Genomic DNA, 23,784 nt, shown 5'->3' on the forward strand with positions numbered 1-23,784 from the left:
AAAAAAGACTAGACAAGCTGAATAGAAAATATTAAACTCATTTTATATGAAAGAAAAAACAAAAGACGAGACCATTATAATAAAGTTATATGAGGGGATACATCTGGAAATATACGACACTTATACCGAGAAATCATATAGCTTAAAAGGAGAACCTAGGAATGTTTTTAGAATCGATTTCTGCTTTCAAGGGATTCTGGAAGGTCAATTTGAAAATCAAACTTTTTCGTATTTAGGAGAAAAAGAAACAGCTATAAATTATGAAAAACTTGCATTATCAAAAAGCTTTTTTCCACTGAAGTTTTATAAGGGTATAAGTATACTATTCTTTCTTGATAAAATAAATTCGAATTTCAAAAATACTGCACAATTATTTAATATAGATGTTGAAAAAATATGCAAAAATTTAGATTTGCAGAACGGATGGTATAAAATAAAAATTAATTCCGAGATATCTTATATAATGAATACACTGTATGAAAAACAAAGCTTGAAACATATAGAGTACTTTCAAATTAAATTATTCGAAATTCTATATCTTTTAAGTGTAATCAATACGGAAGAATACCGAAAAGAAGAATTTTATTCGGGTTATCACATCAATAAGGTAAAAAAAATTCATGAATATGCCGTTAATAATATAGATAAAAATATATCTTTTAAAAAGATGGTTAAAAATGAAGATTTAAGCTACACTATTTTTCAAAAATTATTTAAGCAAATTTACGGAGAAAGCCCTTACTCATATTTAAAAAAATATCGATTAAAAATTGCAGCATTTTATATTTCCTCTACCGATAGAAAAATTACCGATATAGCTATAAATTGCGGATACTTAAATGCAAGTAAATTTTCTGATGCATTTAAATCCGTTTACGGCATCAACCCAATCCAATACAGAAATGGAGAAAAACCTACAATAACTAAATAAAAATATCATTTTGGATTATTTTCAATTAAAATAGAGTAGAAAAATTTATCATAATTCAGTATAGTTAGCTAGTACTAACTTTATAAAACGAAAGTGGAGATAAACAATTATGATGCTTAACAGAAGAGTTATCGAATTGACAAAAGGTATTAAATGCAGCATTTTGTTTAAAGCCCTATTGGGTGTTGCCGTATCGGGAACTTATGTAGCTCAAGCTGTCTTGTTGGGGAAAATAGTGGGACAACTTTATTCCAAAGAAGAATTATCCGTGGTAATACAAAGTATCTTATACGTATCGGCAATCATAGCATCCCGCCTTATTTTAATATATTACAATTCGGTTTACGGTAAAAAAATTATCGGCAAGGTAAAAAACATTTTAAGGCGCCGCATTTACGATAGGCTGTTAAAACTGGGACCTGCATTTTTAGATGATGAAAGAACGGGTAAATTAGGCTCAACAATGGTAAGCGGAGTAGACTATTTAGAAGGCTATTTAACGCTATACATTCCGCAAATACTTGTATGTGTAATTGCATGCGGTGCAATGCTCATTTATGTTTTTTCGCTGCATTATGTTTTAGGCATAATATCGGCTGCAGCCTTAATCGCCGTATTGATTTCTCCCGTTGCTTTCGGGAAGATACTATCGGAATCTTCCAATGCACATTGGGCGGCTTATAGAAATTTAACTGCAGAAATTTTAGACGGCATTCAAGGGATTACAACGGCAAAGACGTATAATGCACAAGAAAGGCTCGGAAAATTATTAAAAGAAAAAATGAGAACACTTTTTTCTGAAACTATGCGCAACTTAAAAGTAAACCTAGCCGAAATAGGTATTTCCAATTTTGCTTCCGGTATCGGTACAAGTTTTACCCTTGCCGTAGCAGCACTATTAACTTCTATGCATATAATTCCCGCATCCTCATTACTTATTTTGCTTTTTATGACCAACGAAGTTTTTAGACCTGCAAACGAATTGGCGGCATACTTTCATCAAGGTTTTATGGGCATAACCTCTATGGGCGGAATTTTTGCCTTACTTGATGAAGAAGAAAAAATAAAAGATGAGGGGACTAAAACCATTGACATAAAATCGGCCGATGGTTTTGAAATAAAATATAAAAATATTGAATTCGCTTACAGCGAAAAAAAGAATACGGTTTTTAAGAATTTAAATTTCACTGTTGCAAAAAATGAAAAACTTGCAGTTGCAGGAGAATCGGGAAGCGGAAAAACTACCATTGTAAATTTATTGTTAAGGTTTTATGAGCCTACAAGCGGGAGCATTTATATCAACGGTACCGATATAAAAGACTTGACATTAAAATCTTTGCGCAGTTTAATTACGGTAGTTTCGCAAGAAACCTATTTGTTTAACGGAACAATAAAAGAAAATCTTTTACATGCAAATGAAGATGCAGATGAAAAGAAGCTTATAGATGCGTGTAAGGCTGCAAACATTCATTCCTTTATTCAAAGTTTACCGGAAGGCTACAATACAAAAGTCGGAGAAAGAGGACTTAACTTTTCGGGAGGGCAAAGACAAAGAATTGCAATTGCAAGAGCTGTTTTAAAAAACTCACCGATTGTAGTTCTTGATGAAGCTACTTCCAGCGTGGATACCGAAAATGAAAATGAAATTAAACAAAGTCTTAATCACTTGTTAAGAAACAGAACAAGCATTACGATTGCGCACCGCTTAAATACAATAGAAAACAGTGATAGAATTCTGGTTTTGCATAGAGGAGAAATCGTAGAAGAAGGTTCTTACAAGGAACTTATTTTAAAAGACGGATATTACAAAAAGCTTGTAGAAGCGCAACAAGGAGAAAATTAATATGTTTAAAGAAAAATATAAACCGCTTATAAAAATGACCAAATACATAAGCTTTTATAAAAAAGAATTTATTATTTCGATTATTTACGGAATATTTAATAGTGTTTTTGCTTTGCTCACCGTCTTAACGGGCGCATATATAGCTTCAGCGGCTCTGTTTAAAATGAGCACAGGAAAAATACTTTATCTTTTTATACCGCTGATTATTTTTATTATCGGCAAAGGACTTTTTGCCTTTTTGGAAATGTACGAATGTCATTTGGTTTCATACGGTGTAATCGAAAAAATAAGAAACCTTTTATATGATTCGATTTCCAAAACAGCACCGCAATCCACAGGCAAAAAAAGAAGCGGAAGTATTACCTCTGTGTTTGTCGAAGATGTTGAAGCCACCGAAGTTTTTTATGCTCATACCGCAGGCTCTTACATAATTGCATTTGTCTGCACTGTTCTTTATCTTGCTGCATTAAGTTTTCTTTCATTTAAAATAAGCGCAGCCGTTTTTGCCGCCTGTATTCTTGTTGCAGCCGTTCCGTATTTTTTTAATCCTATTACAAAAAAAATCGGAGAAGAGATACGAGACGGTTTGGCTGAGGTAAATGCCGAAGCTGTAGATACGGTTCAAGGTTTACGTGAGATTTTAATTTTCGGCAAAGAAAAAAAATACATTGAAAAGGTTGCCGCCGATACCTTACGCTTAAATAAAAAAGAAATAAGGGACGGAAGATTTAAGGGCTTACACAGTTTAGTAATAAACTTAATTACCTCCGCCGTTCTAATTTCAACAATATTACTTGCTCATTCGGAAGTAATTGCAGGCTCGTTAAAACCTGAAATGGTTTCGGTTGTTATAATATTTTCTCTTTTTGCCTTTGTGCCTATAATGAGCGTTTCGGTTACGGCAGGAGCTATGAATATTTCAAATGGAGCGGCAAAAAGAATTTTGGATATATTAGAAGAAGAACCGGCCGTTAAAGACAGAGTGCCATATATTCCGCAAAACAAATATTCGGTTAAGGGAAACATAGAATTTAAAGATGTAAAATTTTCTTACGAAAAAGATACCGAAGTTTTGCACGGAGTTAATTTTACGGTTAAGGCCGGCGAAAGCATTGCTCTTACGGGTGAATCGGGAGCGGGAAAATCTACAATAGCGAATTTGCTTATGCGCTTTTACGAACCTGACAGCGGAGCAATTTATATTGACGGAAAAAACATAAAAGACATACACCAAAATTCCCTGAGGGATATAATCGCCTATGTACCGCAGGATGTTTATCTCTTTAACAAAACCATAAAAGAAAACATTTCCCTTGCCTGTCCCGATGCAAGCGATGAAGAAATTAAACAAGCTGCTAAGGTTGCGATGGCTGACGGCTTTATTAAAAGGCTGGAACAAGGCTACGATACCAATGTCGGTGAGCGGGGTGTTCAGCTCTCAGGCGGAGAAAAACAAAGAATTGCTATAGCGCGCGCCGTCTTAAAAAATTCTCCCATATTACTGATGGACGAAGCCGTTTCCAATTTGGATAGTGAAAGCGAAGCACTCTTCCGGCAAGCCCTAAATAATATCCGCAAAAATAAAACCATAATAACGATTGCCCATCGTCCTTCTACAATAAAAGAGGCGGACAGGGTTATAAAAATCGAAAACGGAAAAATAGTTTAAAATTTCAGCCTTGAATTTTATTCGGTTTATATGTATAATGCTTCGACAAAACATTGCCGGAGCACATAATGAATCAAGATATAGAAACAATCGTAAAAAATTGCAGGATTTTTTTTGAAACAAATAAAACAAAAAGCTATGAGTTTAGGATTTCTCAATTATTAAAATTACAGGAAGTTTTAAACCAAAACAAAAAAGAACTTTTAAATGCCCTTTATTCCGACTTACACAAAACCGAAATGGAAGGCTTCTTTTCGGAATTTGCTATCGTACGCGGAGAACTTAAATTTGCAATAAAGCACTTAAAAAAATGGATTAAACCTAAAAGGGTTCCGACCTCGATTGCTCATTTTAAAAGCTCAAGCAAAATAATGTATGAGCCCTTCGGCACCGTGCTCATCATGTCGCCGTGGAACTATCCTTTAAATTTAACCCTAGCTCCCTTGGTCGGGGCCATTGCTGCAGGAAACTGTGCCGTTGTAAAGCCTTCAAATTATTCGCCTGCGACATCGGAGGTTATAAAAAAAATAATCTCCGAAAACTTTCCGCTGGAATATATATCGGTAATTACCGGAGGGCGGGAAGAAAACTCAAAACTTTTGGAGCAGCGTTTTGACTACATCTTTTTTACGGGCGGAACAACTGTCGGCAAACTCGTAATGGAAGCGGCGGCTAAATATGTAACCCCTGTAACCTTGGAGCTCGGCGGAAAGTCTCCCTGCGTAGTCGAAAAATCGGCAAACTTAAAAGTTGCAGCCCGCCGAATAGCTTTCGGAAAATACCTTAACGCCGGACAAACCTGCGTAGCCCCCGATTATCTTTTAATTCAAGATGAGGTAAAAGAAAAATTTATCGAAGAATTAAAAGAGGCTTTAAAAGAATTTTTCCCCACGGAAACCTATTTGGACATGCACCTTCCACACATCGTAAACGAAAAACATTTTGACCGCCTCATGGGTTTAATTGAAGGAGAAAAAATAATCACGGGCAGCAATGGAGAAAAAAACAGAAAATTTATTGAGCCCACGGTTTTGGATAATATCACCTTTGATTCCAAAATAATGCAGGAAGAAATTTTCGGGCCGATCCTTCCCGTAATAAGTTTTAAGACAATAGAAGAAGCAATTAAGCTGATTAAATCCCGCGAAAAGCCATTAGCCTCTTATCTTTTTACAACCGACTCAAATATAGAGAAGAAATTCTTAAATGAGGTTTCTTTCGGGGGCGGCTGTATCAACGATACGATAGTCCACTTGGCAAGCGATCACCTTCCCTTCGGAGGAGTCGGCTTTAGCGGCATAGGAAAATACCACGGAGACGAAAGCTTTAAAGTTTTCAGCAATGCAAAAAGCATCCTAAAAAAATCAAACCTCATCGACATCAAGCTCCGCTATCATCCCTATTCAGAAAAAAAATTAAATATAATAAACAAGATGATGTAGAAAATAGGCTTTAAGAAATGGACACCGATAAACTTTTATCAAAGAGCCTTTTATCAGATGGTATTCTACTAAAGGGCTTAAAAGAATTAGGCATAAACGAAAAGGCTCATAATGAGCTTTCTAAACTTTTAAACATTTATATGAGAGAGCTTAAAATGTTTAACGCCTCATTTAACTTGGTAAAGGTTAAGGACGATGAAGAATTAATCGTCTCTCATGTTTTAGATTCCCTTTCGGCATGGCATTTTTTTTATAACGAAATCAAAAATACTGAAAGCAAAACCGCAAGCAAAAATGATAATGAAGACCTCATTACAAAAGAACCTTTTTACATTGCCGATGCCGGAACCGGAGCCGGCTTTCCCGGGATTCCCCTTGCAGCTCTCTTTATTTCTTTAGGCAATTTAGATGTAAAACTTTCTTTAATCGAAAGAATGCAAAAGCGATGCACATTTTTAGAAAACATCAAGGCTGTTCTCCAATTAAATAACACCGAGATTATCGAAAGCGAAGCCGAAAAAGCCCCTCAAAATAAATTTGATATTGTAACTTGCAGAGCCTTCCGCACCTTGGATAAGCACATCCTAAACACCCTTTTAAATCTTGCAAAGCCTAAGGGTAAATTATTTTTATACAAGGCCATGGAAGAAAAAATAAATGAAGAGACGGAGCTTATCAAAAAAGAAGGGCTAAACTATAAAATAGAAAAACTTGATGTTCCTTTTTTAAAAAAAGAAAGGCACCTTCTCATAATCGAAAAACCTTAATCTAAGGTTTTTAATTCTACCGAAACTTCAAAGCCCTTTTCGTTTTTTGTAATCTCGGCAAGAGCATAGCGGCCTTCCATCAGGGCACCGGGATTTACTAAAACGGTTTCGCCGATTTTATCGACTGCAAAGGACTCGTGAATATGCCCCGACACAACCAAAAGAGGCTTATGCTTTTCGATAAAGGCAGTGATACCCTTTGAGCCCACATGCACCATGGGAGCCACCTTATCGACCTTAGCCCCATGCGGAGGATTATGACAAACCAAAACCAAGTTACCGGCTTCGGTAATATTTGCTTTTTCAAAGGCATCGGTTAAGTCTTTTACAAGCTCTTCATCGGTTCTTTCGTAAGGAGTCATTCCTGTAAATTTACTTCCGCCCCCGGAACCAGCAAAGATAAGCCCTTCAAAATTTTTTACCTCGCCCGTAATCGAAACACCGGCATCTTTTAATTTTTTTTCAAACTCAGGAGCATCGCAATTCCCCAACACGGCAAAAATATTTTTATGAGTCTTTAAAAGCTCGTTTAAAAAAGGAGCCCCCGTTTCAATCTTTTTAAAAGCAGCAAAGTCCCCTCCGAAAATAAGGGCATCAACCCCATCGGCAACAGGTTTTATCCTTTTTAGTTTTTCAAGATCCCCATGCCCGTCCGAAATAATCAATAACTTCATAAGTATTAAACCCTCCTAAATCTGTTTGCGATGTTTTTCATAAGTCTTAAAGACTTATGAAAACTCGACAGTCTAGCCTAAAAATCGAATTAGATTTTTAGGCTAGACCAATTATACATTATTTTGGGGAAATGGTATATGGAGTAAAAGATATGTAGTATAACAATCAACTATCTATACATTGATCCGATAACTTACTATGACAGTACCTGCATAAGATAGCAACTTTCCGTATTTTCTCGCCGCAATAAGGGCAGGTTTTAAAATCGGCCTCATCATCAGGTTGAGGAATACTTACTTCTTCCAATATTTCGTCCTGAACGATTTCCGGTTTTGCAGCACAGGCAGGGTCTTTTTCGGGTTCGGGACTGTTTGCAGGGTTTTCTGTGAATGCGGCTTTTTGTTGTTTTTTGTTTCTGATGGATTGGTATTTTAGTATTGCGGTATCAGCATCTGCTGCCGGAACAGAACCTTTGTAGACATACCCCTGTTTTCTCAATCTTTCCTTTACCCAGCCGTTTCCTTGTAAACCGAAAACTATTGCACTTATTATCGACATAGCAAAAAGATATGAGTTGTCGATAATATAATAATCATAATAATAATCATGAATGAGTATAAAATCAATAATTATAGCTATAATGGCGGCTAAAAATAAATTTTTATAAAAAGCCCAAAACTCACCCAGTAAAAAAGCAGGCCATGACCAGCCGTTTTTTACGGCTTGAATATCCTCACCATGAGGATGAACATAAACACTAAAAGTTTTCATAGTATTTCTCACATCTCCTATTTATACAAATAGTAAATAGTTATTTTATACTGTTTTTTATTTGTAAGATATTCATTTATTATTACAAAATCTACATTGGTATCCCAATTAGTGCTTGTACAAAGCGTAACACTTATATCACAGCCCCGCTGTTTCATTAAGGCTTTAACGGAATTTGCTAAAGCCGTATTGTTATTGTTAACACGAATATTATCAAAATCAATAACATAGCCAAGCCGTTCTACCCAATTCGGAATAACTCTATCATATATGTCTGAAGCATTTCCATTGTGATATGTTATTGTATCATAAAGCCAGTAGTGAAGTTTACGCCCTAAAACAAGAGCATAGCCGTCCTGCTCCCTATAGGAATCGGCAAAACTACTATTATTGCCCCAGTCGGCTTCTGAACCATAAAATTTTTTACCGTTTAAGGTTACGGGGCTGGTGTACTCCCAATAGTACATAGGCGAGGTTCCGTCTTCTTGAGCAAAACACAACAAGCCTATTAGGCAAAATACTAAAATTAAAATGCTTTTTTTCATATTAAAAGTCTCCTGACATCGCCTTACGGGAATCTTGATACTTGCCTTTAAAACGGCGGCATGAAAATATATCCTTAAAATTACTTGCCTCTCCTGTAAAGCAATAGTCGAATGCAAAACTATCAAAAGTATAAATATATTCTTTTCTTATCTCATAACAAAATTTACATTCATCGGTTGAGCCGAAAGGATACCCAGCTCCGGTACGAACTACATGCCATGCTAAAATAGCCTGTTTTTCGTTATCAAAAAAATAATAATATCTAAAAGGACCTGCTCCCGTATTAAAACTTATAATATAAAGTTTTTGATCGGGCGGATAGCATTCTTTAGGATTTTCCAAATAGCGGTTTTTTTCAACATAGTAAAAACCTTCTTCATAATTACCCTCGATTAGTTGCATATTAGCCATTTGTGCAAAAACTAAACTTTGTACAAATAAAAAAATACAAACAGTTATAATCTTCTTTAAGTTTTTCATGTTATTTTTCTCCTAATTTATTTGATTTTACAAATTCGTTAAACCTGCGGATTGCATTGATACAAGAGTTATGACTTTTTCTACCGAATGCAGCTTCGGAACCTGTTTCTCCATACTTCTGTTCCAGTTCATCTATTCTATTGATAAGCACTTTTGCAGTGTTTATACCTTCCCGAGTGCATATTGTTTTTATACGTCCTGCATAATCATATACAGTGCTCGGCTTACCGCTCGGTGTAAATTCCTTATAACCTTGTTTTACCAAGTATTCTTTAAATTCATCCAATATATCATCCATAATTTTCTCCTTAAAATATCTGTTGTTCCCCGTTAAGGGAAGATAGGCTTCCCCGCTCGGGGAAAGAGGGCTTCCCTGTACGGGGAATAGCCCGTTCCCTTAGCGGGGAAAAGGCCTTTCCTAAAATTTCTATGCCTTTGCCTTGCAAGGATAGCCGTATACTATTTCGCGTATTTGCAAAAGGGTTTTATTGCCGGTGCTGAATTTAGTCCGCACCATTACTTCTACCTTTCCTTCCGGTACTTCTTTAGGCACGCGTGCGATAATTTGGCTAGGGTTATTAACCGACAACCGGCGGTTAGTCTTGTATTCGGTGCCGTCTGCGGCTTTAAAAAATACACCTTGAGCCGGATCGATTTCGTCTACCTTGATTTTGCTTCCCTCGATTATAATATCATCGCCGATTGTGAGAGTGCCGTCTTTTAAGCCCGTTGCGGTATCGGTTATTTCGGTAATGCGGGCAGTTTCTTCTTTTGCTCCGAGTACCTTTACGCCGATTGCATCAAGAGCGGTACGCAAGTCGGTTGTCGGCACAAGGTCTACGGTACGCTTGTGTACTTTTTCATCGTAAGAAGAATTTTCCGTCTCCCATACGCCCGATACACGCGGGCTGATTTGTACAAGACCATCCATAAAACTCAAACCTTCTTGGATAAGGTCTTTTACAGCCTTATCCCTCATGTTGAGAATATTGATAATTGTTTCCTTGCGGAATTCCGAGCGTTCTTTGGTAATTATTTCCGCAATGTCCTCATTTCTCTGCGTAGCAGCGTGTGCATGAACATCCGCTATGCAGTCTCTGTCGTTGTCTTTGGTCAAGGTGTTCGGTCTAAGATACACCTCCCAAACAAATTTCTTTTTAGCCATATCTTCCTCCTGTAGTTTAAGGGGGTGCCCCCTTAAAAATCCCCCGGTTAGGGGTGCTTTTTTTCTTTTTTCCGACAAAAGAAAGAAGCACCCCTATAACCCGAAAAAAGAAAAATGCGGCTTATGGGCTTTGCCCCTAAGAACCCCATTTTTCTGAACAAGATGTTCGGGGATGTTGGCGTGAGTTGAAAGGCCTTAATAGGCTTTTCAACATCCGAATATATAAAAAAAGCCCAAGGACAGAAAGCCGGTATTTGACTGACAGGTTGTCTTTGGGCATGATTTGAGTAATTGGTCTTTATTGTGAAAATTTCATTTAGGCATGATAAGGCCTCAGCTGCGAGGCTGTGAAGCTGTGAAGCTGTGAAGCTGTGAAGCTGTGAAGCTGTGAAGCTGTGAATTTTGCCCGATACGCTGTTTTATGTCAAGAGCTTTTTCAAAACTTTTTACACTTTTTTCGTGAGAATGATTGTAACTGCTGTCGGTGCGTTTATCTATCATTACTATACAGTGTAACACGTTTCTACACAAATATCAACCGTTTGAATGGTTCATGTAAAATTTTATATTGACATCAAATATACAAGCATATATAATTATAGATCAACCCAATTACAATACCAAATCATGAACCAATCAACAACCCCGACGCTTGCGTCGGGGTTGTTGATTTACTTTCAAAAAAATCTAAAGAAACAAGATTAAGATAAATTCTGCTCACGCACAAAATTACCCAAACACCTTTTTGATTGCCGAGCTTAAATCTTCCGCTTTAAAAAGCTGCGAGGTGTTTATGTCTCCGGCTTCGGAATCGGAAGGAGGAGGCGACACGACTTTTGTAAAGCCCATGCTTTGGGCGGTTTTGATTCTTTGCTTTAATTTTTTGACGCTTCGGATTTCTCCTGCCAAGCTCAACTCGCCAATGTAGGCTCCTTCTTTTTGTGCAGGTATATTTGCACGGGCGGAATAAAGAGCAAGTGCTATGGCGAGGTCGGCGGCGGGTTCTTTAAGCCTTATGCCTCCTGCAACATTTACATAAATATCCTGATCCGAAAATTGTAAGCCTATCCTTTTTTCTAAAACGGCGGCGATGCGGCTGACGCGGGCGGAATCTATCTTGTCCGAAAAAACTCTTGTAACCGCACCCTTGGCAGGAACCGTAAGAGCCTGTATTTCTACCATAAAAACACGGCTCCCCTCGCAGACGGGAACGGCAGCGGAACCCGCAGGCAGAGGCCCAGTCCGATTGGTAATAAATAATGAAGAGGGGTCATCTATAGCTTTTAACCCGCTTTCATCCATCGAGAAAATTCCAAGCTCGTCAACCGAGCCGAACCGGTTTTTCAGGGCACGCAAAAAACGCACATCGTCTTCTGTCCTCTCAAAAGAAATGACCGTATCCACGAGGTGTTCGAGAACCTTAGGCCCCGCTATGTTTCCGTCCTTTGTTACATGGGCAGTTAAAAACAAAACGCTGTCCCTCTCTTTAACCCAAGATACAAGCTCGTGAGCACATAGCTTTAACTGATTTATAGTCCCCGGAACGGCTCCGGCATCTGCGGAATACATAGTTTGAATGGAATCGATTATGACAAAAACGGGATTTACCTTGTTTAAAACCCTCTCTACATCTTCCAACCTGCAAGTACATAAAAGTTCAATATTTTTTAAAGGAAGATTCAGTCTGTCGGCACGGGAACGGATTTGCCCGCCCGATTCTTCTCCCGAAACATACAGAACCTTTTTTACGGAACCCAAAGAAGAGGCCGAAGCGGCTTGTAAGAGCAGTGTCGATTTTCCTATGCCCGGCTCTCCTCCGATCAAGATTGCCGAACGCTTTACGGCACCTCCTCCCAGTACCCGGTCAAATTCCGCAATCCCAGTAGAAAGGCGGACGGCATCATTTGCTTCAATAGCATCAAGAGGAACGGAATGAGCTTCTTTTACAAATTTTTCTGCAATGCTTCTTTCGGTTGCGGAATAATCTTGATTAATTGTAACCTCTTCAAAGGTATTCCATTCGCCGCATTCGGGACATCGGCCTAGCCAGCGGGCTTGAGTGTAACCGCAGTTGTTGCAGCGGTGTGCAAGGTCTCCTGTTTTCTTTTTTGCCATAAGCCTTCCTTAAAATTAAAGTTTTGCGATACATTCAACAATAGGATTGAACCATGGTGCATCAACATCTTCTATTTTGCCTTTATCGCAAGCCTTTGCAATTTCAGGATCAATGGGAAGTTTTGCAAGAACCGGAATGCCGTACTCTAAGGCTATTTCATCAATGCCGCTTTCTCCGAAAATATGATAATCTTTTCCGTTATCGGGACAAGTAAAATACGAAAAGTTTTCAACCAAACCGATTATGGGTATGTTCATCTTTTTTGCCATATTGACAGCCTTGGCAACTATCATTGAAACAAGTTCTTGAGGAGAAGTCGCCACAATAATACCGTCTACAGGTATGGATTGAAAAACGGTGAGAGGAACATCGCCGGTTCCGGGAGGCATATCGATAAACATAAAATCAATGTCCTTCCAAATAACATCCGTCCAAAATTGTTTTACAGTTCCGGCAATTACAGGCCCCCTCCATATAACAGGATCGGTTTCGTTTTCAAGAAGCAAATTAACCGACATAATGTCAATCCCTGTTTTAGTCTTTGCAGGGAAAATACCTGAATCGTTTCCTACGACAGTTTCGGATATTCCGAAGGCCTTAGGAATTGACGGCCCTGTAATATCGGCATCAAGGATTGCACATTGATAGCCTTTTTTTTGGGATTGTACCGCAGACAAGGAAGTAATAAGAGATTTTCCTACCCCGCCCTTCCCGCTTATAATTGCGATAACTTTTTTAATGCTGCTTAGTTTATTAGGACGCTCAATAAAACTGTTCGGCGCAGCAGTTCTTTCATTGCAAGTTAAATTACAACCTTCACATTCATGATTACACGTTTGACTCATACTCTCTCTCACGATAAAAATTTATTGGGAAGCATACTCAATATATTAATAATTACTATACATTCAATTTGAAAAGACTTCAAGTAGGCGTAAAACGTTGACCTAAAAATTGAGTATGAAGTAATTGCCGCACTTAAATTATAGCCTCAGTCTTCCAGTCCTTGATAGTCCGTTTTTCTTCGTCAAAACTAGAACCGATTGCAATTATTTTTTTACCTCTTCCCGAGTACTTGTCTGCATAGCCTTTTTCTTTGATTTGCTTAATGGCATTCTCTGCCGTTTCATTTGAAGTCAGCTTAAATTCAAAAATATAAACTTTATCTTTAAATTCAACAATGCAGTCGGCCCGTCCGGTTGCACAATGAACTTCAGTGTGCACAAACTGGTTCATAAGAGCGAACACAAGATAAACCGCTGTCTGATAATTTTGTTCACGTAAGACTAAATCTTTTTCGGTTAAGTTATCATAAGGAATGCCCGATATTATTCCCTTCATCTTTTGCATAAACCCGTCTACATCTCCCGCCTCAATCTGCTCGTAGAATTCCCAAATCGAAAGCCCTGTTTTGTCAGCCCTTATCGAAGTGTAGGCGGGCATAAGGTTATGTAAAAAACCGTAACGCACCTCATCGTTAGGAAATCCCAAACGGTAAAGACCCGCAAAGTCATTATAGTCTTTGATTGTCAAATATCCGGATTGAAACAATATTGGCAGAGGGAGAATAGGATCAGCTCTATACTCATTAAGACCCTGCTCATCAAGCTGAATATTTCCGTCAAGGTCGGGAATATTGTAATAAGCCTTTTTTAAGTATTCTACCAAAAAGGTCGGAGTACCTGTCGCAAACCAGTAGTCACGCATTCTTCCGTCAGCAAAAACATTTAGCAAGCTGAATGGATTATACATATTCGTTCCGGTTTCAGAAAATTTATAGCCATCATATCTCTGCTTTAATTTTGCAAGAGCTTCATCATAAGTCAAGTTATTTTTTTCTGCAAGATTTTTAATTTCAGGTTTAAAATCGGCTTCAAGTTCTTCTTGCGAGATACCGCAGATAGCCGAATAATCCGACAATAAACTCAAATCCCTTAAGTTGTTTAAATCGCTGAATATGCTGATCTTGCTGAATTTTGTAACTCCGGTTAAAAATGCAAAGCGGAGGTACTGGTCTGCACTTTTTATAACTCCGAAAAAGCCTTTAAGGATTGTGCGGTAGGTTTCGTTTAAGGCCTCATCTTTCCACATCGTTTGAAGAAGGGGCTTATCATATTCATCGATGAGAATAACAGCTTGCCTGCCGGTTTTTTCGTAGGCAGCCTTTATCAAATTTTGAAAGCGGTCGGGCAGATCAAGCCCCGTACTTCCATATATTTTTTCATATTCCTGCAAAAAGGAATTTAATCTATTTAAAAGGCCTTCCTTTGTATCGTAAATGCCTGTGTTAAAATCCAAATAGAGCACGGGATATTCCTGCCAGATTTCTCGCTTTTTCTTTTCGGCTTCTTCAAATTTCTCTATGGCTAAGCCTTTAAAGAGTTCTTTTTGACCTAGAAAGTAGGCTTTTAGTGTAGAAAGTAAAAGGCTTTTCCCGAAACGGCGCGGACGGCTTAAAAAGTGGACTCGGCTTTCGTTTACTAATTTCCAAATAAGTTCTGTTTTATCTACATAAATAAAATTTTCTTTACGTAGAACCTCAAAACTTTGAACACCTATCGGCATTTTTCTAATCTTACTCATAAACATAGTATAACAGAAAAAAAAGAAATTGACAATCTAAAGGACATCTTTAAAAACATTGTTAGATTTTTACAAGATCACTTGCATTGTATTTTAGGATATGATATACTCTCGAAAGTTGTGAGGCTCAAGATGTTTTATCAAAATGGCAGTCAAATTTTTAGAAACACACAAAAACAAACAACTTTCTTCATATATATATATATATATATTATATATATATATATATATATATATATATGCACGTCTGACGACCTGTCTGACGACCTGTCTGACGACATGTCCATTCAACCATTTCAATAATTTATTTTACATACAGCTTATTATATGCAAGTAAAGGAGAAACTTTATGGAAACAAGTACTATTATTGACGGAGGCACTTCTTTTGTAATCGACTCCGAAAAGAAAACAATTACGGTTTATGTTGAAACGGCAGATAACTCCTGTGTAGAGGTCGAGGGCTGTGCAGAAACTATAATTGAAAGCGGAACTGAATCAACTTTAAGTGTTAAATCTTCTTTAATAATTTTAAGAGGTAATATTATTGAATTTAACTGCGGTGGTAACCCTTATACCTATGGGAACCAAATTAAAAGTTTAAACGTGCTGGGTCTAAAAAACTTAGAAAAACTTAATTGCAGCGGTAATGACCTTACCGAATTAAACATTAAAGGCTTAAATAACTTAAAAGTACTTGCATGCAGATATAATAGGCTTTCAAGTTTGGATGTTGCCGATTTACCGGCTTTGGAATTTTTATGGTGCTCTGCAAATTTAATTACAGATTTAAACTTACCAAATATGTCTTCTTTAAAACGGCTTGGTTGTAATAACAATAAACTTGAAGTGTTAAACCTTGAAGGCTTAACTTCACTTGAATACCTTTGGTGCGGTAGCAATTTGTTAAATAAACTCAATTTAACCGAACTGAAAAATTTGACCAGTTTAAATTGTGAAAAAAATAAACTTACCGAACTGGACTTAACCGGATTAACGGCATTGGAACATCTGTGGTGCAGTAAAAATTTGTTAACAAAACTTAATTTAACAAACACACTACATTTGCAAAGCCTTGATTGCAGTTCAAATATGCTTACCGAGCTTAACACGGAAGAATTGCATGATTTACAATATTTAAATTCATCAGGGAACCGTTTACCTGCAACCTAAAAAACCGTAAGCCATAAATTAAAAGAATTTTTCATCCATTCGGCTACATCCATTCCGTAAACGGATTGTAAAATTTCTCTGTTTAAAATCTCATCTTTTTTTCCTGAGGCTTGTATTGTACCGTCTTTTAAAAAAATAAGTTTATCGGCAAATTGAAGGGTCAAATTTATATCGTGGAATACACCTATGACGGTTTTATCTTCTTTTTTGCAAACCTCTTTTAAAAAAAGAATAAGTTCGGTTTGGGCTTTTAAGTCCAGATGATTTGTAGGTTCATCGAGTAAGATAAGATCGGGTTCTTGGGCAAGAGTACGCGCCAAGTAAACCCGCTGAAGCTGTCCGCCTGAAAGTTCATCTATTTTCTTTTCACGCAACTCCCAAATGTCAACAGCCCTTAAACATTTTTCGACATAGGCCCTGTCTTTTTTTGAAACGGAAAGAAAAGAGCCGCCTTCTCTGTGAACATATCTTCCCATCATAACGGTGTCATAAACGGAATATGAAAAATATATTGAAGAAACTTGGCTTAAAACAGCTATTTTTTTTGCTATATCCTTACGCTTGATATTTTTTAAGTTTTGACCGTTTAAAAGAATTTCGCCAGAATAACCGATAAGACCGGCAAGAGTTTTTAAGAGAGTCGTCTTTCCGCAGCCGTTAGGCCCTAAAATACAAAGGCTCTCTCCTTTTAAAACAGAAAAGGAAATATCTTTTAAAACAGGAATTTTTGAATATCCCGCATAAACCGATTTTACATCTACTAAAGGATAATCCATAAGATTTAATTTCTCCTCCGTCCCTTAAAATAAACATAGAAAAAAAACGGAGCACCGGCGAGGGCCGTGATTGCACCCACCGGAAGCTCTTGGGGGGACATAACAGTTCTTGCCGTCATATCGCATAGAACCATTGCAGTGCCTCCTATACAAAACGACATGGGAATCACTATCTTATGCTTCGCTCCGAATATTTTTCTTACGATATGAGGAGAAATCAAATCGATAAACCCGATTATGCCTGCAAAGGAAATTACGGTTCCCGTAAGGGCAGAGGCCAAAAACAAAAGAGTCCATTTAACTTTTTTTGTATCTACACCCATAGTCTTAGCCTGCTCTTCGCCGAATGTAAGTAAATCCATCTCGTTTGAAAGGGCTGTAAGAATAAAAGTTCCGGCTGCGCAGATCGGCAGTAATAGATTAAAGTTCTTTATATTCTGGCCTGCAAAACTCCCCATCTGCCAAAATATGAGACGGGCCATTCCATTCCGGTTAAGAGCAATTATGACGGTTATAACTCCGTTTATAAAAAGAGAAAAAACTATACCGGTCAAAATGATTGTAGAGTTTTCAAAATTTTTATCGATCAAAGATGCAAATTTTACTGAAACATAAACCGTAAAAAGGCCTGCAATTGTTCCTGCAAGGGGAAGAGTAAATGCAGGTATCAAAGGAAGAAAAAAGCCCGTCAAAATTACAATGGCCGCTCCGAGAGCCGCTCCCGATGAGACGCCCATAGTGTAAGAAGAAGCTAAAGGGTTTTTTAAGATGCTTTGCATTACAGCACCGCTTACGGCAAGGGACCCGCCTGCCAAAAAAGCAACCAGAACCCTAGGCAGCCTCACGTTCCAAACTATTGCAGCAAAGGTTTCTTGAATACCGTAAATTTCTTTTTGAGCTATTTTTGAAAAGATGATTTTGATAATATCTTGGGGCGGAACAAAGACCGAGCCTATTCCTACCCCCAAGATGAGAACAAGGATGCAGGCTGCAACCGAGCCTGCAAGCTTGAATTGAAGTTTCATTATTTATAAATTTCAGGATAAACGGCTTTAGCCATTTCTTTTAAGGCCTTTATAATGTTATGATTCGGTCTTGAAGAAGAATTATTGTCTATGCCGAAAACCTTTTTGCCCTTTACGGCTTTAAGGGAAGTCCATCCCGATCTGGCCATTATTTCATCAATGGGATTAGGAATATAACTTACATTCGTCAAAATTATATCGGGATCCTTAGCCAAAACCATTTCTTCTGAAACGGCTATCCAATTTTTTTGATCGGCAAAAATGTTTTTAGCTCCTATGATTTCGATCATCTCATTGATAAAGGTTCCGGTACCTAAGCTGTACATATAAGGAGCGGCCCCTATTTCAAAGTAAACGGTTTTCTTTTTATCTTCAGCAATAGAAGCACCTTTCTTTCGGATAGCTTCAATTTCCTTTTTCATGTTTGCAATAATTTTTGCTCCCTTTCCTTCTTGTTTTACGACGGCAGCTATGTATGCAATATCAAGATAAATAGCATCGATACTCGAGGATGAGGGAATGTTGACAACACAGATACCCGCATCAATTAAAGGAGAAAAAGGCGTAGTTCCCTTTGAATTTGACATACCCGAAATAAAAACTACATCCGGTTTTAGGGCGATAAGTTTTTCCGCATCGGGCTTCATCATATCGAAATATGGGATATCCTGTTTTAAAAGCCCGTCCTTTTGGGTGTTGGTATCGGCGGCAATAATCTTGTCGGCAAGACCCAAATCGATAAGGATTTCCGTGGTGGACGGAGCCATCGAAACAATTCTTTCTACCTTTGCAGGTAAAGTAATCGGAGCACCTGCCCTGTCCATCGTTAAATCAATCGAGGGAAGGCTTGATTCTTTTGCGCCTCCTGCAAAAACCATGGTGCCGGCAGCCAAAAGCATGGCCAGCACAAAGAAGACTTTCTTAAAATTCTTCATAAACCTACTCCTTAAAAAAGTTTTTGAAGGATTATCAAATCCTGAAAAAAGTTTTTTCGAGTAGTTTTGCGGAATGCAAAACTACATACAATAACACGATGTTTGCCTGCAAGGCAAACTCGAAGATAAACATGGAGGCTTGTATTTCAAGCCGTAATGTTTATCGAAACTCCTAATAAATAATCATAGATAAACAGCTAGGCCGAATTCCTGCCAAGCTGTTTATCGCAATTACTAAACAACTTATTTCCTATTGGCTAAGGCAACGATTCTGTTCATCTCGTTATTGATGATCATATAGCCTTCGTCAACACCCATACCGGGTTTTGCAAGCTGCTGGGCAGCTCCGGCTGCAACGGAACAGTTTACGATAACCTCTGCCGAGCGGTTGGTTTCGTTACATGTGCCTCCGCAATAGGCACCTACTCCCTTTTCCTTGCAGTAAAGAATAGCTTCAATCGTGTTGTTAATTCCGCCAAGGTCGGGGGTCTTAATCTGAATCATGTGGCCTGCGCGGTTATCTGCAAAGTATTGAATGTCTTCAAGGGTGTTACACCATTCATCTGCAACAAGCTCTACCTTTACGCCGTTATCGTCAAGGCTCTTTGTGAGAGCTGCCAGCGCCTTCATTTGCTTTTCCCTGTCTCCCATATCCATGGGGCCTTCGATTCTAAGTTTAAAGGGAGAAGCAGCAGCTTCCAGTGTTTTAAGATAAGCTGTCATCTTGGGAACATCGTTATTTGTAAAGTCTCCAATTGTACCGTATACGTCAATATGGAAGATGGGATTGTAGTCCTTGCGGGTTCTCATAGTTTCGACCCTGTTTTTGAGCCACTTGACATATTCTAAAAGTTTTTCTCCGTTTTTACCGGTTTTTTCTTCAACATTGTTAAAAAGACCGTGGGGAAGAACTTCTGCCTGTTTGATAATCATCTTATCGGCATTTAAGTAGCGGTCATCGCCGGACTGGGTAAAGATCGGGATTCTCTTTATTTGGCAGCCTGTTTTGTATTCTTTTACAACAACTTCGGCCATCGTTATGTGCTGAGACTTTGCAACGGCATCGAGAATAGCTTGAGATATGCCGTAGCGTAAAGCCGTATGCATTCTTTTTCCGTTTACCTTGTGCTCTTCAAAGGTCTTAGCCATCTCTCTGAAGTTTGTAATTTCTTTTCCTACAAAGAGGGGCTTTATATCCTTTTCAATTACGGGGATAAAGTCCTTTGCCAAAAAGAGAGGATCGCGTCCGCCGGCTCCGGAATACTGTACTGCAGCACAGTCTCCATAAGCGACCTGTCCGTCTTCAAGAATAAACATAACGGAAATAGCTTCGCCTGCTTGTCTGATTGAGGTAAAGCCCTCGGTTACGGGTTTTCCAGTATAAAAAAATCCGTCATGTCCTGCACCCATTTTGATAGCCTTTTGGTCATCAAAATAAAAACCTGTTTTGCCTTCTGCGCAAACAACATCAATAATTTTCATCTTTAATACTCCTTAGATAAACATTCCGGCTTGTATCTCAAGCCGGAATGTTTATCGAATCTCCTAATTCCTAAGATAATTTTAGTGTTTAGCCGGTCTTCCTACGAGAACGCCGGAACTTACGGCATAAACGTCATCAACCGACATTTGGAAGTCAACCTCCCTCTTATCGGCCTTGGCCCTTTCTTCAAGTTTTTCCCTGTTAAAGTCGAGAATGTCCTTTGTAAAGGGAAGATTTCCCGGCATCAGATAGCGGATACATCCGTCATTGTCTCGGGCAGGCATTACCTTTCCGGCATTGTACTGGGAGGGAGCAAATGGAATGTCGATTACACCGGCTTCAAAGGCCTTGATAGTGCCTTCAACCAAGTCGCCGCCTCCTATTTCATAAACTCTGTCCATAATACACTTTGTTTCTGCCTTGATAAGCTCAATCTCTTGAGCGAGTACCCTTGAATCGGGATAACGCTGTCCCTTCAAAAGGTTTAGAACCATCTTAGTAGCCTTTATACCTCCTGCATTCGCTTCTTTGGTAGGAATACCGAAAGCTTCATGCGGGGTCTTAACGATTACCTTTGTAGCTCCGGAAAGGGCAGCCGTGGTACTTCCCAATGAAATAAGGCCGTATGCCCTGGACTCATCGGCAGGGAAGCCTCCCATCCATTGATGGAAAACCGTGGTAATGCACATATCCTTGTAGCCGAATTTTTTCATGTAGTCCTTTGTAATTTCTCTTAAAGAAATAACGGCTGCAACGTCTTGCGTCATGTTTCCGCACATACCGTAACCTACGGTAATGCTCTTTACACCCTGCTCTGCGGCCAATAGGGCTTCGATAACGCCTACTGCAATAGCAACCGAAGGAGGAACGAGGGTTCCTGTAAGAGGGCCGAAGGGTTCTCTGTTAAGGTGAACTCCGTTTTCTTCATAAAATCCTACGAGGCGGTCGGCATATTGCCAACACATGATGCTGTGTTCGATTGAAACGGCTTTTGCATAGGGAACATTATAGCTTATTCCACCGCCTTCGTTCGAGGTATAACCTCCGGCATGAATGATCTCGGAAAGAAGACGGGCATCGGGGGTTCCGTGTCTTGCCTGCAAGGGAAGATTTACAGCTTCCAAAACTTGGCGGCATGGGCCTACACCCCAGTTTACGGCAGGAAAACCGTTCATAAGAGAGCGCCCTGCCCTCTTTGAAGCTTCAATACCGGCCTCTCCTTCTTCATACCGGTTTTGACGCGTATAAGCGTCAATGGTGCTCGGTAAAAAGTCGGCGCCTCCTTCATCCTGTAAAAACTTCAATAGATTGATGTGTTCATCCAAAAGGGGAACACCGGCTCGCGGCTGGGCCGTAGTGATACCTTCTTTGTCCGCTTGTTCAAGTTTGATTGCAAAGTTTTTTTCAGGCGGGATCTTCTTTAAATAATCGATAGACTCTTTTAAGTCAACATCCTTTCCCGTGGGCCATGTTTGGAGAATCTCTTCTCTCATCTCCATAAACTCCCCTTCGGGTATTTTTTTATTCTTCCATCTCATACTCTTGCTCCTAAAGTACAGTATTTCATTGTATCACAAGGATGATATAGCTTCAAGAGGGGATACGGTTTTTTAATTGAACCGCAGGGAACTGTTGAGTTTGCGCTAAACTTCGCAAAGAAAATAGCAAGCAAAATAAAAAAAGAAATTACATAAACTCAAAGGCATCAAAGGGATAGCCGGCTCTTAAACTTGGAAGAGAAGCTTCAATTTCGGTATTTGAGGGAACTTTATAAGCCAAATTAAGTTTAAAAATCCGGTTTACGGCCTTGCCGCAAAGTTCGTCCAGCCTTTTTTCGGAGCAGCCGGCCTTACGTAGTTCTTTTAAAAGAATCAGCGAACCGGCAAATCCCGGAATACCTGAAGCTCCCTTTTTCTTATCTTCATATGTATGGGGGGCGTGGTCGCTTTCAATCCAATCAACCCCGCCTGAGATAAGAGAGCTAAACACGGCTTCTTGCTCTTCTTTTTCACGCAAGGGAGGGTTCATCTTTACAAAGATACCCGATTTTTTATAAGCATCAGTGTTTAAGAGGGCGTGATGAGCCGTAGCCCCGCACGAAATGTTAAGGCCTCTTTTTTTTGCCTCGGAAACGAGCCTTATGCCCTCTTTTGTACTTATGTGACAGACATGAAGGTGTCCCTTAAAACCCTCGCTTTGCATAAGTTCAATCTGATCCTTTATGGATTCGGTTTCGGCAATGGGAGGGCGGGCAAGGCTGTAAGTAAGAGGATTTTCAATATCAAAGATAGAATTATTCATAAGGCTTTCTTTTTCGCAATGAATTGCAAGAACACCCCTGTAATCGAATTTTTTAAGAGAGGCATAGACTTTCCTCTGCTCTTCTTTTTCAACTATGCCCATGTTTCCGGTCGAATGGCCAGCAAACATTTTAAAGCCGACTATTCTAGGAAAATTTTTTTTGTAGAACAAAACCATCTCTTCTATCTGTAAAGAATCTGAAGTAAGCCCCCCGTAAACGCCGTAAAAGGCAGGAAAGCCCGCCTCCTTTATGGATTTTTCTGCAAGGGCAAACCTGTCAAGGACGGCTTTTCCGGATGTAAGCGGAGGATTTGTATTCGGCATATCAAAGAAAGCCGTAAAACCTGCGGGGCAGGCTAAGGACAAAGCATGGACTATGGTTTCTTTTTCGGACAAAAGACCGTCTCTAAGATGAACATGGGAATCTATCATAAATCAATCTTATTTAAAAACCTATATTTAGAAAAATAAAACGGCTTCGCCGTACCCGTCATCTTTTATAACACTTATTTCAAGTTTATTTTTTCCGTCGAATTCAATACCATCCAACATTATTTTTAAGGCATAGGCCTTTATAGGTTCAACTCCTTTATTAACCGTTTCGCTTATAACCCTCATTGTAATAATTTCATAAAAATCTCCGTTGATGGAAACGGTTATATCATCGGTGCTCAGCTCCGGAGCTATAGATTTTTGTTCTTCTAAAATAAGTTTTAAGCTCATTGGCCTAAAATAAACCATCATAGTATTATCCGTATCCAAAGAAGGGAAAAATATCAAACTAAAAATTTCTGTTTTACCAAGCACAGGGTTTATCTCAAGGTCATTTCGTAAATCTATATTGTAACCCCAAAAATCAAGAAATTTTTGATGAAATCCTTTTGAAGCGATAAAATAAGGATACTTTTTTGATTCAGCTTCCAAACGGAAACAGCCTGCTTCATCAGCTTCACCGCTGATGATAACTTCAAACCTCTCCGTTAAAAGAGCAACTTTAGCATAACCGACAGGCTGTTTATTTCTATCCTGCACAATTCCTTTTATAACACTCATAAAACAACTCCTGTGATTTAGATTATAGCGTATAGAATAGAATATTGTCAAG

At 38.7% G+C, this 23,784-nt stretch carries 23 protein-coding genes; 6 read left to right on the forward strand and 17 right to left on the reverse strand.

What is annotated here, in order from left to right:
- Window positions 1-46: 46 nt before the first annotated feature.
- The 5 genes from E4N74_RS07855 to rsmG all read left to right on the forward strand — a co-directional run bounded on the left by E4N74_RS07855 (window position 47) and on the right by rsmG (window position 6,652).
- A complete protein-coding gene (locus tag E4N74_RS07855) occupies window positions 47-931 on the forward strand; it encodes a helix-turn-helix transcriptional regulator (RefSeq protein ID WP_255817174.1) in 885 nt (294 codons plus the stop codon).
- A 109-nt stretch (window positions 932-1,040) separates the two neighbouring features.
- A complete protein-coding gene (locus E4N74_RS07860) occupies window positions 1,041-2,774 on the forward strand; it encodes an ABC transporter ATP-binding protein (RefSeq protein WP_255817175.1) in 1,734 nt (577 codons plus the stop codon).
- Between the two features lies 1 nt (window position 2,775).
- Window positions 2,776-4,443, forward strand: coding sequence for a thiol reductant ABC exporter subunit CydC (gene cydC / locus E4N74_RS07865; RefSeq protein ID WP_255817176.1), 1,668 nt, complete (start codon window positions 2,776-2,778; stop codon window positions 4,441-4,443).
- Window positions 4,444-4,511: 68 nt separating this feature from the next.
- A complete protein-coding gene (locus E4N74_RS07870; protein WP_255817177.1) occupies window positions 4,512-5,885 on the forward strand; it encodes an aldehyde dehydrogenase in 1,374 nt (457 codons plus the stop codon).
- Window positions 5,886-5,902: 17 nt separating this feature from the next.
- On the forward strand, window positions 5,903-6,652 hold the full coding sequence (rsmG, locus tag E4N74_RS07875; RefSeq protein ID WP_255817178.1) for a 16S rRNA (guanine(527)-N(7))-methyltransferase RsmG: 750 nt from the start codon (window positions 5,903-5,905) through the stop codon (window positions 6,650-6,652).
- On the opposite strand, the gene E4N74_RS07880 is transcribed toward rsmG, so the two are convergent.
- The 10 genes from E4N74_RS07880 to E4N74_RS07925 all read right to left on the reverse strand — a co-directional run bounded on the left by E4N74_RS07880 (window position 6,649) and on the right by E4N74_RS07925 (window position 14,988).
- A complete protein-coding gene (locus tag E4N74_RS07880) occupies window positions 6,649-7,326 on the reverse strand; it encodes a metallophosphoesterase family protein (RefSeq protein WP_255817179.1) in 678 nt (225 codons plus the stop codon). The genes rsmG and E4N74_RS07880 overlap by 4 nt on opposite strands.
- Before the next feature lie 166 nt (window positions 7,327-7,492).
- Window positions 7,493-8,098, reverse strand: a complete 606-nt coding sequence (locus E4N74_RS07885) for a DUF2628 domain-containing protein (protein WP_044977463.1) — start codon at window positions 8,096-8,098, stop codon at window positions 7,493-7,495.
- 17 nt (window positions 8,099-8,115) lie between these two features.
- Complete coding sequence (locus E4N74_RS07890; protein ID WP_044977464.1) at window positions 8,116-8,643, reverse strand: hypothetical protein; 528 nt, start codon at window positions 8,641-8,643, stop codon at window positions 8,116-8,118.
- Between the two features lies 1 nt (window position 8,644).
- Window positions 8,645-9,124 (reverse strand): hypothetical protein, encoded by a 480-nt coding sequence (locus E4N74_RS07895; protein ID WP_255817180.1) that lies wholly within the window; start codon window positions 9,122-9,124, stop codon window positions 8,645-8,647.
- A gap of 1 nt (window position 9,125) precedes the next feature.
- A complete protein-coding gene (locus E4N74_RS07900) occupies window positions 9,126-9,422 on the reverse strand; it encodes a hypothetical protein (RefSeq protein WP_255817181.1) in 297 nt (98 codons plus the stop codon).
- A gap of 129 nt (window positions 9,423-9,551) precedes the next feature.
- Window positions 9,552-10,289 carry a DUF4469 domain-containing protein gene (locus E4N74_RS07905; protein ID WP_255817182.1) on the reverse strand — a complete coding sequence of 246 codons (738 nt, stop codon included), beginning with the start codon at window positions 10,287-10,289 and terminating at the stop codon, window positions 9,552-9,554.
- A 333-nt stretch (window positions 10,290-10,622) separates the two neighbouring features.
- A complete protein-coding gene (locus E4N74_RS07910) occupies window positions 10,623-10,790 on the reverse strand; it encodes a hypothetical protein (protein ID WP_255817183.1) in 168 nt (55 codons plus the stop codon).
- A gap of 228 nt (window positions 10,791-11,018) precedes the next feature.
- Entirely contained in the window at window positions 11,019-12,404 is a 1,386-nt protein-coding gene (gene radA / locus E4N74_RS07915; RefSeq protein ID WP_255817184.1) for a DNA repair protein RadA, read from the reverse strand.
- A 15-nt stretch (window positions 12,405-12,419) separates the two neighbouring features.
- Window positions 12,420-13,250, reverse strand: a complete 831-nt coding sequence (locus E4N74_RS07920; RefSeq protein WP_044977475.1) for an Mrp/NBP35 family ATP-binding protein — start codon at window positions 13,248-13,250, stop codon at window positions 12,420-12,422.
- Window positions 13,251-13,383: 133 nt separating this feature from the next.
- The gene (locus E4N74_RS07925; RefSeq protein ID WP_255817185.1) at window positions 13,384-14,988 is read right to left on the reverse strand and encodes an ATP-binding protein; all 1,605 of its coding nucleotides are present in this window, start codon (window positions 14,986-14,988) and stop codon (window positions 13,384-13,386) included.
- 349 nt (window positions 14,989-15,337) lie between these two features.
- On the opposite strand from E4N74_RS07925, the gene E4N74_RS07930 reads away from it, so the two are divergent.
- Complete coding sequence (locus E4N74_RS07930; RefSeq protein WP_255817186.1) at window positions 15,338-16,159, forward strand: leucine-rich repeat domain-containing protein; 822 nt, start codon at window positions 15,338-15,340, stop codon at window positions 16,157-16,159.
- On the opposite strand, the gene E4N74_RS07935 is transcribed toward E4N74_RS07930, so the two are convergent.
- The 7 genes from E4N74_RS07935 to E4N74_RS07965 all read right to left on the reverse strand — a co-directional run bounded on the left by E4N74_RS07935 (window position 16,156) and on the right by E4N74_RS07965 (window position 23,732).
- On the reverse strand, window positions 16,156-16,935 hold the full coding sequence (locus tag E4N74_RS07935) for an ABC transporter ATP-binding protein (RefSeq protein WP_044977478.1): 780 nt from the start codon (window positions 16,933-16,935) through the stop codon (window positions 16,156-16,158). The two genes, E4N74_RS07930 and E4N74_RS07935, sit on opposite strands and share 4 nt — an antisense overlap.
- Window positions 16,936-16,940: 5 nt before the next feature.
- Window positions 16,941-17,960 carry a FecCD family ABC transporter permease gene (locus tag E4N74_RS07940; protein WP_044977480.1) on the reverse strand — a complete coding sequence of 340 codons (1,020 nt, stop codon included), beginning with the start codon at window positions 17,958-17,960 and terminating at the stop codon, window positions 16,941-16,943.
- Window positions 17,960-18,895 (reverse strand): ABC transporter substrate-binding protein, encoded by a 936-nt coding sequence (locus E4N74_RS07945; RefSeq protein ID WP_255817187.1) that lies wholly within the window; start codon window positions 18,893-18,895, stop codon window positions 17,960-17,962. The genes E4N74_RS07940 and E4N74_RS07945 overlap by 1 nt, the downstream gene beginning before the upstream one ends.
- A 243-nt stretch (window positions 18,896-19,138) precedes the next feature.
- Window positions 19,139-20,377, reverse strand: a complete 1,239-nt coding sequence (locus E4N74_RS07950) for a methylaspartate ammonia-lyase (protein ID WP_255817188.1) — start codon at window positions 20,375-20,377, stop codon at window positions 19,139-19,141.
- An 81-nt stretch (window positions 20,378-20,458) separates the two neighbouring features.
- Window positions 20,459-21,916 carry a methylaspartate mutase subunit E gene (locus E4N74_RS07955; protein ID WP_255817189.1) on the reverse strand — a complete coding sequence of 486 codons (1,458 nt, stop codon included), beginning with the start codon at window positions 21,914-21,916 and terminating at the stop codon, window positions 20,459-20,461.
- A 148-nt stretch (window positions 21,917-22,064) separates the two neighbouring features.
- Window positions 22,065-23,111 (reverse strand): dihydroorotase, encoded by a 1,047-nt coding sequence (locus E4N74_RS07960; RefSeq protein ID WP_044977488.1) that lies wholly within the window; start codon window positions 23,109-23,111, stop codon window positions 22,065-22,067.
- Between the two features lie 27 nt (window positions 23,112-23,138).
- Window positions 23,139-23,732: a carboxypeptidase-like regulatory domain-containing protein gene (locus E4N74_RS07965; protein WP_044977490.1), complete on the reverse strand. Its 594-nt coding sequence runs from the start codon at window positions 23,730-23,732 to the stop codon at window positions 23,139-23,141.
- Window positions 23,733-23,784: the final 52 nt, after the last annotated feature.

The sequence above is a fragment of the Treponema putidum genome (assembly GCF_024401155.1).
In the GTDB taxonomy this organism is placed as follows: domain Bacteria; phylum Spirochaetota; class Spirochaetia; order Treponematales; family Treponemataceae; genus Treponema_B; species Treponema_B putidum.